The sequence below is a fragment of the Rhizobium sp. BK491 genome (genome assembly GCF_014194925.1).
In the GTDB taxonomy this organism is placed as follows: domain Bacteria; phylum Pseudomonadota; class Alphaproteobacteria; order Rhizobiales; family Rhizobiaceae; genus Rhizobium.
The window spans coordinates 27,032-44,557 of the sequence record NZ_JACIAR010000013.1 but is presented as its reverse complement, the minus strand read 5'-3'; the positions used below and the strand labels follow the sequence as shown (position 1 = coordinate 44,557).

At 52.8% G+C, this 17,526-nt stretch carries 20 protein-coding genes; 10 read left to right on the top strand and 10 right to left on the bottom strand.

Annotated features, from left to right (window positions below; all coding sequences use genetic code 11):
- Nucleotides 1–8: 8 nt before the first annotated feature.
- From FHX05_RS27945 to FHX05_RS27930, 4 genes are all read right to left on the bottom strand, one after another.
- Complete coding sequence (locus tag FHX05_RS27945) at nt 9–431, bottom strand: hypothetical protein (RefSeq protein ID WP_183875961.1); 423 nt, start codon at nt 429–431, stop codon at nt 9–11.
- Nucleotides 432–691: 260 nt separating this feature from the next.
- Nucleotides 692–1,510 (bottom strand): HEXXH motif-containing putative peptide modification protein, encoded by an 819-nt coding sequence (locus FHX05_RS27940; RefSeq protein ID WP_183875959.1) that lies wholly within the window; start codon nt 1,508–1,510, stop codon nt 692–694.
- Between the two features lie 7 nt (nt 1,511–1,517).
- Nucleotides 1,518–2,618, bottom strand: a complete 1,101-nt coding sequence (locus FHX05_RS27935) for an aminopeptidase (protein WP_183875957.1) — start codon at nt 2,616–2,618, stop codon at nt 1,518–1,520.
- A gap of 34 nt (nt 2,619–2,652) precedes the next feature.
- Nucleotides 2,653–2,844, bottom strand: a complete 192-nt coding sequence (locus FHX05_RS27930; protein WP_183875955.1) for a hypothetical protein — start codon at nt 2,842–2,844, stop codon at nt 2,653–2,655.
- A gap of 328 nt (nt 2,845–3,172) precedes the next feature.
- Between FHX05_RS27930 and FHX05_RS27925 the strand changes: the two genes are divergently transcribed.
- Nucleotides 3,173–3,679: an HIT family protein gene (locus FHX05_RS27925; protein ID WP_183875953.1), complete on the top strand. Its 507-nt coding sequence runs from the start codon at nt 3,173–3,175 to the stop codon at nt 3,677–3,679.
- An 83-nt stretch (nt 3,680–3,762) separates the two neighbouring features.
- Nucleotides 3,763–4,110 (top strand): hypothetical protein, encoded by a 348-nt coding sequence (locus FHX05_RS27920; RefSeq protein WP_183875951.1) that lies wholly within the window; start codon nt 3,763–3,765, stop codon nt 4,108–4,110.
- A 466-nt stretch (nt 4,111–4,576) separates the two neighbouring features.
- On the opposite strand, the gene FHX05_RS27915 is transcribed toward FHX05_RS27920, so the two are convergent.
- On the bottom strand, nt 4,577–5,674 hold the full coding sequence (locus tag FHX05_RS27915; RefSeq protein ID WP_183875949.1) for a DUF4238 domain-containing protein: 1,098 nt from the start codon (nt 5,672–5,674) through the stop codon (nt 4,577–4,579).
- Between the two features lie 799 nt (nt 5,675–6,473).
- On the opposite strand from FHX05_RS27915, the gene FHX05_RS27910 reads away from it, so the two are divergent.
- The 7 genes from FHX05_RS27910 (at nt 6,474) to FHX05_RS27880 (ending at nt 12,745) form a co-directional block, all read left to right on the top strand.
- Entirely contained in the window at nt 6,474–6,701 is a 228-nt protein-coding gene (locus tag FHX05_RS27910; RefSeq protein WP_183875947.1) for a hypothetical protein, read from the top strand.
- 7 nt (nt 6,702–6,708) lie between these two features.
- A complete protein-coding gene (locus FHX05_RS27905) occupies nt 6,709–6,999 on the top strand; it encodes a type II toxin-antitoxin system RelE/ParE family toxin (RefSeq protein ID WP_112420575.1) in 291 nt (96 codons plus the stop codon).
- A 1-nt stretch (nt 7,000) separates the two neighbouring features.
- Complete coding sequence (locus FHX05_RS27900) at nt 7,001–7,312, top strand: addiction module antidote protein (RefSeq protein WP_112420576.1); 312 nt, start codon at nt 7,001–7,003, stop codon at nt 7,310–7,312.
- 613 nt (nt 7,313–7,925) lie between these two features.
- Nucleotides 7,926–9,089, top strand: coding sequence for a plasmid partitioning protein RepA (gene repA, locus FHX05_RS27895; protein WP_246699131.1), 1,164 nt, complete (start codon nt 7,926–7,928; stop codon nt 9,087–9,089).
- Nucleotides 9,086–10,102 carry a plasmid partitioning protein RepB gene (gene repB, locus FHX05_RS27890; RefSeq protein WP_183875943.1) on the top strand — a complete coding sequence of 339 codons (1,017 nt, stop codon included), beginning with the start codon at nt 9,086–9,088 and terminating at the stop codon, nt 10,100–10,102. Before repA ends, repB begins: the two co-directional genes overlap by 4 nt.
- A gap of 193 nt (nt 10,103–10,295) precedes the next feature.
- Nucleotides 10,296–11,510, top strand: coding sequence for a plasmid replication protein RepC (gene repC / locus FHX05_RS27885; RefSeq protein ID WP_183875941.1), 1,215 nt, complete (start codon nt 10,296–10,298; stop codon nt 11,508–11,510).
- Between the two features lie 212 nt (nt 11,511–11,722).
- Nucleotides 11,723–12,745: a hypothetical protein gene (locus tag FHX05_RS27880; RefSeq protein ID WP_246699130.1), complete on the top strand. Its 1,023-nt coding sequence runs from the start codon at nt 11,723–11,725 to the stop codon at nt 12,743–12,745.
- Between the two features lie 382 nt (nt 12,746–13,127).
- On the opposite strand, the gene FHX05_RS27875 is transcribed toward FHX05_RS27880, so the two are convergent.
- The 5 genes from FHX05_RS27875 to FHX05_RS27855 all read right to left on the bottom strand — a co-directional run bounded on the left by FHX05_RS27875 (nt 13,128) and on the right by FHX05_RS27855 (nt 17,081).
- Complete coding sequence (locus FHX05_RS27875; RefSeq protein WP_183875939.1) at nt 13,128–13,808, bottom strand: hypothetical protein; 681 nt, start codon at nt 13,806–13,808, stop codon at nt 13,128–13,130.
- Between the two features lie 67 nt (nt 13,809–13,875).
- Complete coding sequence (locus tag FHX05_RS27870) at nt 13,876–14,028, bottom strand: hypothetical protein (RefSeq protein ID WP_162714489.1); 153 nt, start codon at nt 14,026–14,028, stop codon at nt 13,876–13,878.
- Nucleotides 14,029–14,455: 427 nt separating this feature from the next.
- A complete protein-coding gene (locus FHX05_RS27865) occupies nt 14,456–15,331 on the bottom strand; it encodes a hypothetical protein (protein WP_112420503.1) in 876 nt (291 codons plus the stop codon).
- 276 nt (nt 15,332–15,607) lie between these two features.
- The gene (locus tag FHX05_RS27860; RefSeq protein WP_162714491.1) at nt 15,608–16,027 is read right to left on the bottom strand and encodes an HIT family protein; all 420 of its coding nucleotides are present in this window, start codon (nt 16,025–16,027) and stop codon (nt 15,608–15,610) included.
- Nucleotides 16,028–16,151: 124 nt separating this feature from the next.
- Entirely contained in the window at nt 16,152–17,081 is a 930-nt protein-coding gene (locus tag FHX05_RS27855; RefSeq protein ID WP_183875937.1) for a PHB depolymerase family esterase, read from the bottom strand.
- Between the two features lie 101 nt (nt 17,082–17,182).
- Between FHX05_RS27855 and FHX05_RS27850 the strand changes: the two genes are divergently transcribed.
- Entirely contained in the window at nt 17,183–17,500 is a 318-nt protein-coding gene (locus FHX05_RS27850; RefSeq protein ID WP_183875935.1) for a hypothetical protein, read from the top strand.
- The last annotated feature ends 26 nt before the right edge of the window (nt 17,501–17,526 follow it).

The following is a 17,526-nucleotide window of genomic DNA, read 5'->3' as shown; positions in this document are numbered from 1 at the left end:
AAGCTATTCTAGGACACAAGTGTCGCCGCCTTGGCCCACAGGGCGTCAGCGTTGTCTACCCAACCGGATACGTCTTCAACACCGCCGCCCGAACCGTGCGCCATCTCCCATGACGTTACCCTTGGAGAAACTCCGAAGGCCGCGCTGGCATCAACAGAGATATGTTTCCCCTCTAGTCCTCCATAGGGAAACGACAAACTTGGGTGGCCCTTAAAATCCTCGATACGCGAGAGCGGCAAAACCGAAACCAGCAACGTATGCGACCCGCTGCATTCCGAATGGCTGCAAGGGAATGTGACCCGAAAGTCCGGCGACCAGTTTCCGACCGTCCGGGGGTTCACGTTCCATTTCCAGCCTGCGAGATCAAAGAACGCAGCCCATTGGGCTTCAAGCGGGGTTTTGAATTCCAGTCCGTCGTAGATAGCAGCCACAGTGTTTCCTCGAATTCAGACAAAGCGCGTGGAGTTGGGAATCGAAGGAAAAGAATGCCGCCCTTTTTAACATATCAGCAATCCACAACGCGCGGTTTTACTCAATTTTCTTCGTGCTCGCGGAAGCTAACTCCGCTTAGGTTCCAAAGCCACTTGACCGTTTCGAATGCCTGGTGACCGATAACCTTTCTTAGCGGACACCAGAGCGACTTGCGGATTTTCCGGTTTTAAAAAGCAGCAAAGCGCCCTCCCCTGGCTCACTAACCCTGGACCCTTTGTTCAACAGTGTCAGCCCAACGCTGAAATTTCCGGAGAGCTTCCTCTCTTTCACTGTCCAAAAGGTCAGAAAACGTCGGATGTCGGTTCGCGATAGATTCTGAGCACTGGCAAATAAGCTGTCCGGCCTCAATGCATCGATCTAATTCTGGATTGCTGACAATTTGAAACATCTCAAGCGACCTGAGATTCAGTCCAACGCCTCCCATCATTTTGGCGAGGAAACTTGGGATTTCATTATCTTCCAAACCGACGCGCTCATCCATAAGGAAACTTTCCGCGAGGAGCATGACTTGGCACGAAAAGGTCCAAAATGAGTGCCAAACCAACCAGCCGGGACGCGTGCAATTCTTCCACGGCGAATAGCCAAGCGATCTACCGCGCACCGGGTCATCTACTTCCTGCCGCAGATACAAGTGCTGGTGCACAACTTCATGTGCCAATACCGAACTCAGACGGTATGTCGATTTCAAAGGCCATTGGGCTGCCAATAAAATATGGCCCAAGTTCGTAGGCGACGAAGCACTGACAATTTCGGCAGCCTTAAAGGCAAAACCAACCTCGATAGAGGTCACCATGGCCTGGTCGCTCTCAGGCCTTCCTAGTGGAAAGCGAGCGCTACACCATCGTAAGGCGTCGTTGATCTGCGAAATCGCAGCGGCATGAAGATTCACATCTACCTCGCGGGCACCGAGCCCCTCCAGCGCAGGAGAAATGTCAAACGCCAATGCTACTTCCGTCGTAACGGAGTAGTTCGGCAATCGTCCGACCGCGAGCCCCAACATTTTTTCTGTTTGAGACATGATGGCCCTATTGGATTAGGCCGCAGCAATCATCCTCAGCGTCATCAGAGACGACATCCTCACCGCTTATCAGAGGTGGATGGGGAAGAGTTGATTTGGTCAACTTCTCCAAATCTAGTGGCATTGGGTTGTCATCAAACCACACAAGTCCCCCTTTCGCGCACAAATCGATGTGTATGTCGCAATCGTATCCGGCGACCTCGTCCTGTTGGTTATGTTGCCCGAAACCTAAATGAATGCCTTGAACGCGCTCATTAAGGTGCGAATTAAACGAGACAGCCGCTCGAACCGCAGGATTGGTTCCAAATCCTAACTCGCCTACCCTGCGAGCGTTGCGCCTGGCAAAGGAGGTTTCGAGAAATTCTGTCATCTCTCGATTTTCACACGAGAAGTGGACAATATTTCCGTCTTCGATGTCCACGATTACCGGACTATCATGCAACCTAACATCGCCAGCGAAGTGCATATTTACGTTAAGCGCAAAATCGGCAACTAAACGGCCGCTTATTGTTTCTGGAAAGGTCGCCACTTCGCCTGGTGGAATGACCATAAACTTTCCGGCTTGTCGCACTCCTCTGCTGCTTTTGTATTGATATTTGATGTTGTTGAGGGTGCAACGAAGATCAGTTCCACCTGCGGCCTCAATGCGGAGAGAGTGCGCGAAACGACAGCGTTCAATTAGAGTAGTGTTGAGCGCGGATAATTCCGATGGCTTTGTGGAAAGCCCAACCGAAAACATTTCTGGACCAGAATTGATGCCCCTTACGACCGTATAACTGTCGGGTTCATAGTTGCAAAGGAGTCGCTTAACGACCTGATTGTGAGACATAGTCTCACCCTCAAACATCAACAGAATGAGACGTCCGCCACCCGATCTAGTGCTTGGGACATATTTCCCAAGACGCTCGGTGAAGCCGATGTCTATCAGCGGAAACATAGGCACGACCGGTGCCTCAAATCCCCTCTCCCTACAAGCGATGGCGACGAGGCCTGCGGTATCACGGACTTCTGGAGTATAAGCAATGACAATATCATCGCCGATGTTTACTTGGGCAAAATCATCAAGCATCGACTGGATACCCAGCCACACTTCTGCGCTTGCTTCCATGTCTAGCCTACCAAATTGTATGATTCAACCAAGACTAGGCGGTCGTTGAATATGCGACGTACCAAGCTACTTCATTGCCCTTTAGCTTGAATTCGACCTTCTTTCCGGTCAAGTCTTTGAAAACGGGATCGACGTCTTCTCGACCCTCCATATCCTTCAACATATCCTGCATTTTCTTTGCGAGATCAGCCGGGACAGCGCCCGTTTTATTGTCATCCTGAGCCATGTTGATTTCCTCTATGAGATTTCATTAACGACAAGACAACTGTACGCAAAGATATAGCACTTTATACACCAACTGCAACTAATGCTTTTAGGCGGGGACGGCAATTTCGCCACACCTTTGACTTTCCGCGCGGCTCGAGGTTTCGAGATCATAATATCGCCGCCTCCCGGACCATGGCGACCGGGCTATGGCCGAATCTTTTGGTCGTTTTGGTAGGAGATGACGTACGCGGGCAAAAGGGGTGGCATTGTCAATGTGACTTCCCAACCTGAACTGACGCGCTAAACTAAAGGTCGATAGGCTGCCGAGCAGCAGGCAGAGGTTCAAGATGAACGACCGGCAACCCTTTGATCTCAAGGCCTACGTGCACGACATTGGAACGAGACCATGCTTCATCTGCGGCCTGGTCAGGAATGATCCTTCCTTCTTCCATCATCGTATTTTCGACGACGATGAGACGATCATTTTCCTCAGCAAATATCCGACCTTGCCCGGTTACTGCCTTGTCTGCCCGAAGGAGCACCGGGAGGATTTGGCGCAAGACATGTCGACAGATGAGTATCTGCGATTGCAGAAGAAGGTGCATGTGTTGTCGCGCGCCCTAAAAAGGGTGTTTGATGCCGAACGAATTTATGTACTTTCTCTCGGCAGCCAACAGGCGAATAGCCACTTGCATTTTCATGTCGTCCCGCTGCCTCCAGGTGTACCGCTCGAAGAGCAGCAATACCATGCATTGATGGCGGAGCACGGGGTCCTACGCATTCCTGATGACGAAATGGCGCAAATGGCAAGGCGGATCGCTGAAGCTTACCATGCTGAACTAACCGCCCCATAATTGGTCTTTAGGCCTCGGACGGAACTTGCGGTTAAAGCCCTGCAGCACGTATCTATGACGTAAGCGGGGCAGATTTGTCGGCAATGCAGAGCCGCCTGGCATTGCGCGAGCGGCTTTCAATTGCGATGGACAGTGAAATCTGTTTATCCGATGAGAAATTGGAAGTGGCTGGACAGCAAAAGGCTGCGTTTGAGATGGCCCCTTATCTGCTATTATTTTTCATCTTCGTCACATGCGGCCTCGTCAATATGACACGCCCTCGAAACTCTATTAGACCGGTAAGTGACCGAGACATCGAAGACGCTTACAAAGCGGCTTTCAAAATTGAATCCAAGGAGACGGTAGAGCGACGAAAGCTCATAAGCCTCCTTCTGGTAATTGCATTGCTAATCGACATGCTCCTCATCGTGTGGATAGTTCGCTTCGCCTAATAGGCAGGCTTCCTAAACGCGAAGAGGCCTCTGGATGCGCGGGGTGGCTCCGTCTCACGCATTATTTAGAATAGTCTGGAAGCGTGTTTGTGCCTCCCAATCAGCCCCTTTTACTCCTAAGACGCCGTCAGCGGCGCAAACTCGCCGCATACTAAGTGGTTGTAATAGCTATCTATGGTGACGACAGGGGAAACCATATAAGCCTAAGCTTCGGTTAGGCATGCCCAAGCCTCCGCCTCCATATAGTATTAAAGACGGCGATCCCCCTCCCCTATTCCGCAACATCACATTTGGGTGCACCTTAAAGCGACATATCGTGTGACGCCGCTGTTGTGTAACAATAGCATGGATTCTTTGCGTTATGTGACGTTACATTCTCGGAGCCACCCTAATGTGACAGATTCGCTATGAGTAGTCGGTTCCGGCAAGGGGCGAAGAAGCACCCTGAGAGGTCATTGCTAATTTTTTAGTCGGATGGCTTGGTGGGAATAGTCGGCAATTTGATAGCGTTGAACTTCTGCGAATTGCGCGGAAGTCGCGAGTGATCTCGAACATCAATATCACCTTTCTGATATCTGGCATTTCTTGCGGCTAGGCGCAGTTCAACCCCCTGTGGGATTGAGAAACGTCGCACCGACTGCTCTAGCGCAAGCAAAACGCCACCTTTCAAAGTCGCTTCCGTCAGAGTTGGCAAACTAGGTCGCACGATAGAGGAACGCTGACGAAAGGCCTTCAAGGTTGCTTGAACTCGGTCTGGCGTCGCGAAGTAGAGATTTTCATCAGCGGCGGTGCATTGGGCTAGATTGAATTCGACAATATCCTTTGGCCTTTTGAGTGCGCAAACTCCGGCCCCACTTTTGGCAATCTTGTAAACCTCCGCATCGCTCAAAAATAGAAGTGCACGCGGAGATAGCGGATAGATAATAATTAAGCCACGGCTGGCAAGACCAACTTTGCGCTCGCCCGGGTGCCCATCGGGCAGGCTGTTACACAGGGCAATCGGATGATCACTAGTGAGAAAGTCTTCGTCTGTCTCGTTAGTAAACAGCGTGCAGTCCAGGTCGTCGATCACGGGACGCATTGCTAGATGCTGGCCAATACTGTCTAGCAGTGCGCTGGTTGTCGTATGGATTCGCACGTCCGGCAGAAGCTCCAAAAGGTGTGCCGAATCGCCCTTGCGTTCAAGATGATGGCGAAGAGCCGCCTTGGCGAATTGATCGCTCATGTGGTCCATTTTCGAGACGTTTGAGGCTGTTCGACCAGCCTGCAAAAGCACACCGTAGTATAGCGCCGTGCGTTCGGCACTTCCCGCAGGGGGCAAGGTTCCCCTTTTTAAAACACTGTTGATTAATTGCTTTTGCTCGCCTTCTATTTGGGAGAACGAATCTTCGAACACAGGGTTGGTGGAATAGAAATAATCTCGCGAACACTGGGATTTGATAGGTGCAGCCGGGACGACACGGTCGCGCTTAATATTATAAAGGCAAATCTGGCGTGCGCTTATTGAGGTAAACCGCTCAAGATAGCTTCGGGGAACAAAGTGGTTATTCTTCTTTTTTTGCACGATGACGATTCGCTGTTCACTTGGCGCACACTTGATTCATTAGTAGCTGTAGTAAGTGGACCGATGAAGCGATATCTACGCTTGGGGTATCAAATCGCCTGCAGCCGGAACCCACCTCAATGACTCGAATAGGATCACGATTGCTCGTCCCAGCGCGACGATTGCAAGGTCATCGCCGCCTGGCGTTCTCTTCAGCATGGTGCATCCGCCGCGATTGCTGCTCTTCTCGCCTGTCTTTTTCGCGCTCCATTGGTCTCGCCAATGGGCAAGCAGGCTTCGCCTGTCCGTCCGCCAGAAAAACAGGTTTCACCGCTGGGGCGGCGGCCCTTCGGTTTTTCAGTGCGGGATCCATTACTAGCCCAACGGACGAACGGCGAAGGCGTCGCCCACTGCGGGGCGCTTGGTTCCCCGAAACCGGGAACCGTGGGAGATCCATATGACCAATGTTATCGCCAACACAGGCATCATTACTATCGCTCTCGACAAGATCGACCGCAATCCGAAGGATGTGGGTAAGACAAGGAAGGCATCGAGGAACTGGTCGCCAATATCCGAGCTGACGGCTATCGCGTCTTGCATAACATCGTCATGCGCAAGGCCGACAGGTGCGGACGCTTCTATGCGATCGCCGGCGAGCGTTGTCGCCTTGCTCGCGGTCTTCTGACCGAAGCAGGCGAGATCGCCGGATTTCGCTGTGGATGCCATTGCGCGATGAAGCGGACGTGACAGGCATCAGCCTTGCTGAAAATATCATGGGCGGAAAATGCATCCCCCCGATCAAGTACGAAGCTTCAAGACCATGGACGAGGAAGGCAGGTCGATTGCCGATATCGCGGCGAGGTTCGCCACCACCGAAACCGTCGTCGAAAGCCGTCCTGCGCTTGCACGGCTTTCCCCTGCCCTGCTTGGGCTCTGTCGCAACAAACAAATGAACTATGAGCAGTTGGCCGCCTTCTCCCGCTGCGGCCTGGTTTCTGTGAACTTCAGTTCACATGTGACTTGCCTTTCTTTTCTGTGTGAATTATAATTCACAGATGATCGAAGTCCGCCAAACTACCGTTTTTTCAGAATGGCTCAAGGCGCTGCGGGACAGAAATGCTGCTTCGCGCATTGCCGTCAGAATCCGGCGTCTTGAGCTCGGCAATCCCGGCGATATCAAAGCTGTGGGTGATGGTGTGAGTGAAATGCGGATCGATTACGGACCAGGATATCGCTTGTATTTGACGTATACGGGCCGCACCTTGGTCATTCTTTTATGTGGCGGCGACAAGTCCTCACAGACGCGCGATATTGCCCAGGCGAAGAAAATGGCGAAGGAGATCTGACATGGTGCTAGAAACGACCCGCTTTGATGTTCTGGATTATCTGAAAACGCCGGAGGAACGCTTCGCTTATATTGAAGCTGCGTTTGAAGATGGCGACCCCTCTCTGATCGCTCATGCACTTGGCGATGTTGCTCGTTCCATCGGTATGAGCGCTGTTGCCAAGGAAGCAGGTGTAACGCGGGAAGCGCTCTATAAAGCCCTGAGTGAGCACGGCGATCCGAAGCTTTCAACGCTGATCGGTGTTGCCAGAGCGCTCGGCGTGAAACTCTCAGTGTCGCTCACGTCGTCGGACGAGCCATCGAAGGCGGCTTGATTGCGCAGTGGTATAAACACGTAAGCAAACGTGCAAAGAACATCATGAGCCGGAGATGAGCAAAGCAGGATCACGTATTTTGCATGGCGCCCGTAAAGCGCTTGTCTTCGTGAACGACAAGGCGGAAGATAAGCCCGTCATGGTCACGGTCGCCCAAAGGCATACGTCGTGAGCCAGGCGACGCAGCCTGAGAAGATTGAAGTTTCGAGAATAGCTCCGGCCGAAACGAATGATCGAAACGTGACCGTAAGATTTTAATTTTTGAAGTCTGCTTAATGACGGCCAGATCGCAAGAGCCCGTCATGGCTGGCTTCTCCGATCAATTCAAACCATCCTGTCCGCTCTCGATTCCTCTATTGCCGGAAAAGCGGGAACCGACTGAATGGCTTAGAGATGAGTGTGAAACAGCGAGTTGCCACGTGGCAACTTTCGGAATCTGGTGGACAGCAACTCGCTGGCTTTCTCGTTTACTTTTCGTTAACCCTTATTTCCTTGCCATAGCTTCCGACTCGCGGCATTTTAACTACGAAGTTTGCATCCATCCCGGGGAATTTTCGTAGTTATGGCAAAGGCACGTAGTCAGCACACAAGCTCGCTGAGCCCAAAGCGTCCAATGACTGATGTCATCGCAGGTGATGGTGCTGCGCTTTCGCGGGAGCTGCAGGCCATGCGAACCGCCCTCTTCCCACCGGTGTCCCAAAAAGTCTTGCGTTCCTTCTCGTCTGTTGAAGCCGCAAAGTTGATCGGGATAGCGGATGCATATCTACGACAGCTGTCTTTGAATGGTAAAGGACCGCAACCGGCGATCAGTCCAGGTGGGCGGCGGTCTTACACGCTCGATCAGATTAACGAGATTCGAGTGGTGCTTAACGAGAATTCGAAAGGCAAAGAATACGTGCCTCACCGCAAACCTGGCGAACACTGTCAGGTCATGGCCGTTGTGAATTTCAAAGGTGGCAGTGGCAAGACAACAACAGCCGCTCACCTAGCCCAATACCTCGCCCTAAACGGCTATCGCGTTCTGGCTGTTGATCTTGACCCTCAAGCATCTTTAACTGCGCTCCATGGCTACCAGCCGGAATACGACATCGGCGCAAACGAGACCATGTACGCGGCGGTTCGCTACGACGACCAGCGGCAGCCCCTGAAAGACATCATCCGCAAATCATATATCGCGGGACTTGACCTAGTTCCCGGAAACCTGGAACTGATGGAGTTTGAACACGACACGCCGCGTGCGCTTGCGGAGCATTCTACAGAGCCGTTCTTCGGGCGCGTGGCTTCGGCTCTCGGTTCGGTTGCTGACGATTACGATGTCATGGTGCTTGATTGCCCACCCCAGCTCGGCTTCCTGACACTGGGCGCTTTGTGTGCATCCACCGGCCTCCTAATCACCGCGCATCCGCAGATGCTCGATGTCATGTCGATGTGCCAATTCCTGTTGATGGCCTCCGATCTTCTTAGTGTCGTGCAGGAATCGGGCGGAGATCTCGATTACGATTTCATTCGCTATGTCGTCACAAGATACGAGCCATCAGATGGTCCGCAGACGCAAATGGTCGGCTTCATGCGATCATTGTTCCGCGAGCGTGTTTTGACCAACGCGATGCTTAAATCCACTGCCATATCGGACGCAGGACTTTCGAAGCAGACGCTTTACGAAGTCGGCCGCGAGAACTTTTCTAAGTCCACTTACGACCGTGCGCTCGAATCGTTGGACGCCGTAAATGGCGAAATCGAAGCTTTGATCAAGCATGCTTGGGGGAGAGATGCATGAGCCGCAAAGACACGCTCCGGGGTCTTCTTTCAAGGCGAGAACAGGAGTTGCCAGGTGGCAACTCTCACGAATCCGAGCATGCTTCGGAGTCAGGGATCGAAGTAGAGGAAAAGAAGCTTCAGCATATTCGATCCGGCGCGGTCGGAGCGATGGGACGGTCGCTCGGGAATATCGCTAATGCTGCAGATCAAGCCCGAGCTATGATCGCGGCGGGATCAGCCGTCGTAGAGCTTGACCCGGCAAAGATCGAAGCTTCCTTCGTCTCAGATCGGCTTACGCATGACGGCGAAGCGTATGATCAATTGGTCGAAGCGATCCGCGACACCGGTCAGAAAAGCCCGATCCTTGTCCGTCCGCATCCTTCGAAAGCTGATCGCTATCAGATAGCCTACGGTCATCGCCGCGTGCGCGTGCTTGCTCAACTCGGACGGCAGGTAAAGGCTGTTGTCCAGAACCTGACCGACGAAGAGCTTGTAATTGTCCAGGGGCAAGAGAATTCGGCCCGTGCGGATCTCAGCTATATTGAGCGGGCCCTGTTTGCTCTTGCACTTGAGGCCAAGGGGTACGACCGCAAAGTGATCATGGCATCGCTCAGCCTGGAGAAAACACAACTATCGAAGTTGATGGCAGTAGGTCACTCGATTCCGCGAAATCTCATCGAAGCGATTGGACCAGCACCGAAGGCCGGACGTCCACGATGGACGGCCCTTGCTGAAAAATTGCAGCTGGCCAAATCCACGCTGATCGACAAAGTTCTAGCCGACCCGAAGTTCGGAAGCTTGGACACAGACGCGAGATTCGACATGGTACTTGCTGCATTGTCGGCAAAACCGATTCGTAATGGCGCTGAATCGATCAAGTCAGAGCAGGGCGTCAAATTGGCTTCAGTGGAGCGCAAAGGGACGAAAATCTCTCTGCAGTTCGACGAAAAGGCGACGCCTGAATTCGCTGAGTACGTCATGGGACAGTTGCGTGATCTTCACCGCAATTACTTGGCGTCCCGCAAAGCGTGACGGCACGAAGAACACTATGAAGGATCAATAAGGAGAGTAAACAGCAAAAGAAAAAGGCCCCCGAACGGTTGCCCGTGGAAGCCTTCCTCAATCTGTAGCAAGAATGAGAATCGCATTTCCACGAATCGCAGTCAAGAGTCTTTGGCACCGTTTAGGTGAGCGGATTTCTTTTGCCTATTGAAGGGTGAAGGAAATGGAGAGTGGAAGTGTGACGACGCCCTTTGGGCGGCGGGCGATGACGCTTGGCATGTTGGCAAGCCAGCAGCTGGCCGAGGAGATCGAACCCGGCATTAGAAAGAACAAGTGGAAGCTCTTCCGCGCGATTTGTGAGGCGAGGCCCTCACTCGGCGTGTCGGACCGCGCCCTGACAGTCCTCGACGCACTGTTGACGTTTTACCCCGGCGATGAGATCTCCGTGGAGCGCGGGCTGGTTGTTTTCCCGTCAAACGCTCAGCTTTCGATCCGAGCTCGGGGAATGACCGCTGCAACGCTTCGGCGGCACCTGGCTGTCCTGGTAGACGCCGGTTTGATCCTGCGAAAGGATAGCGCGAACGGAAAGCGCTATGCGCGACGCGACGGGACAGGCGAGGTCTCAGAGGCTTTTGGCTTCTCGTTGGCTCCATTGCTCGCACGCGCAGCCGAGATTGAGACGATCGCTGCCCAGGTTCAAGCAGATCGAGAGCTTCTCCGTACGACCAAAGAACGCCTGACCATCTGCCGTCGTGACATCTCGAAGCTCATCAACGTTGCGATAGAGGAGGGCGTGGTGGGTGATTGGGAGAAGATCATGCTTATCTTCCGCGACATCATTGGGCGGGTTCCGCGAGCCGCTACGATCGATGACGTTGTCTCGGTGCTCGATGAACTGACGATGCTTCGCGAAGAAGTGCTCAACCGGCTGAAAATGCAGACCAAAATGAATAAATTGCGCGCCAATGAGTCTCAAATTGAGCGGCACATACAGAATTCAAATCCCAAATCCATTTCTGATCTTGAACCAGCTCTCGAAAAAGAGCAGGAGGCAAAATCGAGCCAAGCCATCAAACTTCCGAGGGAGCCGATAAAGGCGTTCCCCCTTGGTATGGTCCTGCAAGCCTGCCCTGAGATCTCGAATTACGGTCCGGGGGGCTCGATCGGTAGCTGGCGAGAGCTGATGTCAGCGGCGGTCGTGGTTCGATCTATGCTGGGTGTCAGTCCGAGCGCCTACCAGGATGCCTGCGATATCCTTGGTCCGGAAAACGCCGCCGCAGTGATGGCTTGCATCCTCGAAAGGGCAGGGCACATCAATTCGGCTGGGGCATATCTGCGTGATCTCACCCGGAAGGCCGAGCGCGGCGAGTTTTCAATGGGGCCGATGTTGATGGCGTTGATGCGCTTGAACGGAGCGCCGTCTCGAGAGGCTTCTTAGTCGTCTTGGCGCACCGCTTACTTCTGTCCCGCACATTGCGGGCTGCTGTCGACATTTGATCCATGGTCTTAACTTGCTTAAAACGACCAGCGTTTATGGATGTCGCAAGTACCTTGTGAGGCGGCAGTTGAGCGATTTGGCTCGTCGACGTTTGTTGGCTTCATGCGTACGGCGAAGGGCCGTCGTCTTCGTCGCGGCTCTGGACTTCGACATTGAAGACACCCCGTCAGCATCAGAGCGGGAACGGCGCTTATCAAGAACTCGGTGTCAGCAAGGATTCCGAATTTCAATCCCAGGAAGCGGAGACAGTTTTGAAGAAATTCGATCCCATTCGAATGCATGAGGTGATCGATGGAACTATCGCCCATGCACTTCGTACAGAATACGATCCCGCAAGGCCGATGGGGAATTTTGCGGTGCATGACATTAGTGACGTTATCCGTGCCTGGCTGGTGCGTCGTGAAAAGCAAATAGCACCCGTTCTTCCACGGGCGCTCCAATGGCTGGACAAGGCCATCGAGGGAAAAGAAGAGGAAAGGTTTGGACCCTTGCCCTGCTTCCACCGCAAGACTTTGCACTGGGCCAAGGCCCTTGGCCAATGGATGCACGATACAGGAAACGACGAAGCATCGTGGAAAACCGCACAAGATGCAGAGATTGAATACATGCGAACCGGCTTTACCAAGGTACTCGGTGTCGACAAGTTTGATTATAAGCTCCAACGTTTCGTTCCTCAGGAAATCAAGGGATTGCCGTATAGTTCACGGCGGCTCCTCATCGACGGTACTCTTGATGATTTCATGGCGTTCAGCCTTCAGGCTGGTCAGCACGACACCGCAGTCGAGGAATATGAGCGACACTTAAAGCCGAAAAACCTATCGCTCAAAACAACGTTAAAGCCGCGAGCGTTTGCCTATGCGCTTTGTCTAAAAAAGTTAGGGCGGGCGCGATTTGACGAAGAAGACCTGTTGGAGGCCGGGCGACGAATGTTACAGGCCAATCTTGAGGAAACGTGGTTGGGAGCCGGCCAATATGCGCGTGCGGCCACATGGTTGAAGATCGTCTATTGGGACCGCGAGCAGACTTTGACGCCATTGGAGACCATCCTTAAAGCGTACGATAACATGCCAAACGTACCGTTGCCCGATTTCATGCTGGCAACCCGTTCTGAAGCCGAGCCAAATTTCCTGCGAATACGGTGGGCACAATTAGTGGATAGACTGCGGTTCAAATGAGGTTTGCATGTGCAGGTAGGTGCCGTTTTCAGGCCGAGGTTGAACATCAATGATTAAGCGATGATCCGGAAGGCTGGGATCAGGACAGCGCTTAAACGTAATTCGACATTTTTCAGAGCGATTCTCGACGGTTGACGCTCCCCGATTCGGAAGTAGTTTTCTAGGATCTCTGGTATTTTCCGATGAAGCTTGGCCGTAGGTGCTCACCTTTTCTACGGCGGCGAATCTCATATTAAGTGCTAAAGTCGAACCTAGAACGCCAGAGTAAGTGCCGCGCTATCTGGTTGAAATTATTGGATAAGTCTTGTTATTAAATGCAAAACGATAGTTAGGTGGATTTTCTGCGCGTTTGCGGCTGAAAGTCCCTCAACAATTCTATTTTTCAATGCCCGGAGGTATTTGCGAGACTCTCACACACTTGCCGGAAGTCACTTACCGCCGAGGCCAGGTTTCTGATCGGGAAGTCAGCTGTGACGGTCTCCGAGCCGCCAAATTGAGCTGTGAATTGGCCATCTTCGCTCTGATTCAGATCGTTCAGAAAGCTTTCCACTGCCTCCCCATTCACACGAAAGATCTCAAAATCCCGGTCTTTAGCTACTTGAAGCGTGGTGAGCGCCTTTGGCGGTTGCTGTCCTACCCTGTATCTCACAATCGCTTTCGGAAAATCTCTGGACGTTCGCAAGCTGAATGCCGCGGTGATTGATTTCGGTGTGCACACCAATGCGAAGCTTGCTGTTCCTATGTTTGGCTGGGGTGAGGTCTCGACACTTGCAATAATGGATCGGGGAAGATCGCTGAATTCGTGCAACAGGAGGTATTCGTTTTGGCAGGCGCCGAAGGAACGATCCGGTCTTTCCTTCGACTGCTGCATACACGCGTCGAATACGGTAAGGAACTTGTCGCGGTGTTTTTGCATGATCTCCCGCACGATCGGATTGGCATGAGGATCGCCGGTGTGCACGCCGTTTTCAGTATTGATCTCATCCGCAAGTGCGGTGTTTGCGAAAAGCGAACACGAGATCGCGGTGAAAAAAGCGGCCCCAATGAGAACTGAGAATTTCATGATTTTTCCTCGGAGGTATTTCAGAAGCCCGTTTTGGGTGAGACTCCAGCCATGCCTGCCGACCAATTCAGGCAGCTAAAATCACGGGCTGAAAGTAAAAGAGATGGTCTTTTATCGCGCCGAGATACAGCGCCATGCCCACGCAGAGGACTGCGGTGATCGCAATTACCATTATCGCATAGCGACCTACGACCACGCCCTGCTCGTCGTCAACCCGCACGGCGATCCACCTGTTGGAAGCGGCAGCATTGTACCACCATTATCTTCAGCGAACCTTATTTCGCATCTGAGCGAGCCACCTTAGCTACAAGAGTGAACAATATAACGACTGCGAGCACCGGTAGGTAAAAAATGCCGACTATGTATGCACCCATCCATATGTCTCCATCAGGCCCACGGCAGGATCCTATAGGACAGTTAATTTCAGCAATCAGTACCAAGCCAATGAAGAGAAGAGTTGCCAGTCCAAAAAGGACTGCCGCTAGCGACAGAATGATTTTCACTTTTGCCTCCTTGCGCCCCGTTAGAAAACTTTGTCCTTGTGAACTTTGGCGATCCCGGCAATCTGGAAATGCGCATCAGATGAGATAGGCGACCTATTTGAAGCTCTTTCCGACTTCTACGGCCAACCAAACAGTTCGACTTAGCTAGACGTCTGCCTTGGGGTCGGGGCCTTCGGCTCGAAGCGACAAGATTAGCGATAGCATCTCACGATTGATCTCTTTGATATCGCTCCGCTGTTGGCTGAGCGTTTGAATGAATTTCTGGTTTTCCTTTGCAAGCCGCTTCCCCTCCTTCACCATGAACTGGCCGACAACCACGGAGATGTACAGCAATGTCAGGGCGTTGATCACGTGCATCTCGTCGAAGTCAGAAGAGATGCCGTGGCAGACCTGGTGACGGTTGGCAACTTTCGCAAACGCTCTTCGACCACGTTTGCTTGCGTCATATGAGCCCCTATAGGCGTAGTCGATGGCAAACAGATTTACGAAGATAAAGGTCTCGGTCGCTAGGAGTTCGGCGGCAACCCCTAACGAGTCGTTCTGGAGGTCTCCGATGGCAAACCTCATCTCCACCAGGCTGGTAATCCCTTCTGTTACCCCGGTTTCGTACATGTACCGCCGAGCGACCGCCTCGATTTCCGGATAGATCACCCGAAGTGTGTGAGTAGCGTTGCCTAACTCTGACAGCGATGCGATCTCCCGAAAAACCCTCGCGTCATCGGAATGACCTTTGCTATCCAGCTTGGCGGCATAGTCGCGCGCGACCAGAGCAGCGGTTAGCGCTGCTTGTTCGGTGTGCAGGGCAAGTACTGGGTCTGAGGGAAGAATACCGCGTCGAAGAAGCATGCGTTGCGTCTTGATCCTACGATCGATCGCGGTGGGCAGCTCGAACAGCCTCTTAAACGCCCCTTGGACCTCGGGCTTCTTTAGCCAAGCATCGGCTGCTTTCCAGAACTGGTTAAACGCTTCCCCTATTCCCCAAAGGGTGCTCACCAGATCGGTTTGCTTTTCAGACGTCATTGGTTGCTCGGATCGAACAGATCTCAGTTCCGATCTCTGCGGATCGGAACAATATACAAAGCATTTTTCTCTACAGCCACGTATCCGGTCAAGATGCCTAATGAGAGCGCCGAGAGAGGAGAAACTTTCGGGGAGTATCAGCCGCACCAGGGGCTTGGAGTAGGGGACAATTGTTCCGGTCGCATACGAATGACACTGCCGGTTCTTTCGCTATCAAAGTCTGGCCGACATCCTTTCCATCAACCTTTACGTGGATGCTAAGTTACTCAGTGCTGCTCAATCCACATCGCCGGAAAGCAGTCTGAATAGCTTATCGAGATCGGGTTCAATCTTCGGCATAACTGGCCACGCGTTCAAGCCGTCTTCCGGAAACCGCGGGAAAAAATGAAAATGCAGATGGTCGATCGACTGCTCTGCGGATTTGCCGTTGGCGTTCAACAGATTGAATCCGGTCGCGGCAATCCGTTCTCTGTAACGCTCAAAAAGCATCTGCACGGTGGCGATTAAATCTGTCCCTAGCTCGGTTGGGCAGTTTCGAAGATCGGAGTAGTGATCTCTGCTCACAATCAATGTATGGCCGTAAACGTCAGGGCTGATGGGGAAGAAACAGACGAAACGTTCAGTCTCGTAGACAATGCGCGCAGAGGATTGTCCGTTTGCAATTCTGCAGAAGATGCAATCGCTATCGTGCGTCAAATTCAGCCCCGACGATACCAACGGTTTCGCTTTGTGTTTTCTGTCCGACTCTTTCAGCTTTGAGAGATAGGCTGAGACTGAAGGTCGAACGGCTGGTTCCGGCTTGCATTCGACACCTATCATCCTACTGATGATGCTGATATTGCTTGAAAAAATCCCAAATCTCCACAGCAGTCTCAATGTCGCCGTTTCGACCCCCGAAGCGCGCACCTTTGATAGGATCATCATTGCCGGACTCGACGAGGCGGGGCCAACGATGTCCCCCGTTTTCGATACGGTAGAAGCGAACGCCTGCTCCGGTCTTGCATCCGGTCCAGTTGAACAGGGTAACACGGGTGCGATCATGGTCGTTCAGGCGCGGAAGGGATTTGCTATCCTCTCCCGAGCATCCATCGATCCGCCGCCAATATTCCAAGGTTTCCGGGACGGAAAGCAGTCGGTAATCCTCCGAGAGGAATCCGTCATAGAGCAGTGTGTCATCGCTTGTGCCGTTGACCATCATGATCGGCATGGGATGCCCGGGGCGGCAATCATCAATCTGAAACTCGGTCATGAGGCCGCTAACCGGAGCGATGGCGGCAATTTTATCGGGAAGTGCGCAGGCCAGGGTAAAGCTGAGCTGGGCGCCTCGAGAAAAGCCTGTGACATAAATCCTGTTCTCGTCGACGAGCTTGCGGGTTACGAAATCGTCGATCAGGGTGCGAACAAAGCCAATATCGTCCACCTGTTGTCCGTTGAGAAGCGGCATCTTCCGGACAGGGCGACCATAGTTCCAATGCGCGTCGATCGCATCGGGATAAACGACGACAAAGTTTTCCCGGTCGGCGACCGCGTCAAAGCCAATCGATGTTTGGAAATGAGCGGCGCTATCGCCGGAGCCGTATAGCGCAATGACCACAGGGGCAGCATGTCCAACAGTTGCGGCAGGTGCATGCAGGATGGCGCTACGAGTGGTGTTCTGCATTGTATAGGTCAGCGTTTCATCGGCATAAGCTGAGGTCGAACACATCAGGATCAGTGAAACAATTGTCAGCCTGCAAAATGCCTGGAGCATGGGAGTCCCTCTTGCTGCCGCTGCGGGCGCTATTGCCACCGGCGTCAAAACAACTAAGCTGCACTTATTATTTCGGTCAAATACTCAATGGATGATAACCAATGGCTCATGTCGGTGATCTCGTTGTAACCAGCGGTGTAGTAAACGCGAATGACATTCTCGGCGTGACCTACGTTAAAAAAGGCGGCAAGCTGGTTTCATCGGGAAAGCTGACCGGAGGTCTCGTTATCGATGAGGGTGGCAATGCGGTCATTTCCGGCGAGGTCGACAGAAATATCGTCAACAACGGAAACTTAGTGCTGAGCGGCCGGGTTGCGGGAAAAATTCTAGGATCAGGCAAGCTCGTCTTGGGTTCCAAGGCCCATGTTTCAAACCAGGATCTACCAATCGAGCCTGCGCCGAGCACCCCTGTGGCATAGGGGATACGGTTCAGCCAGTGGACTGT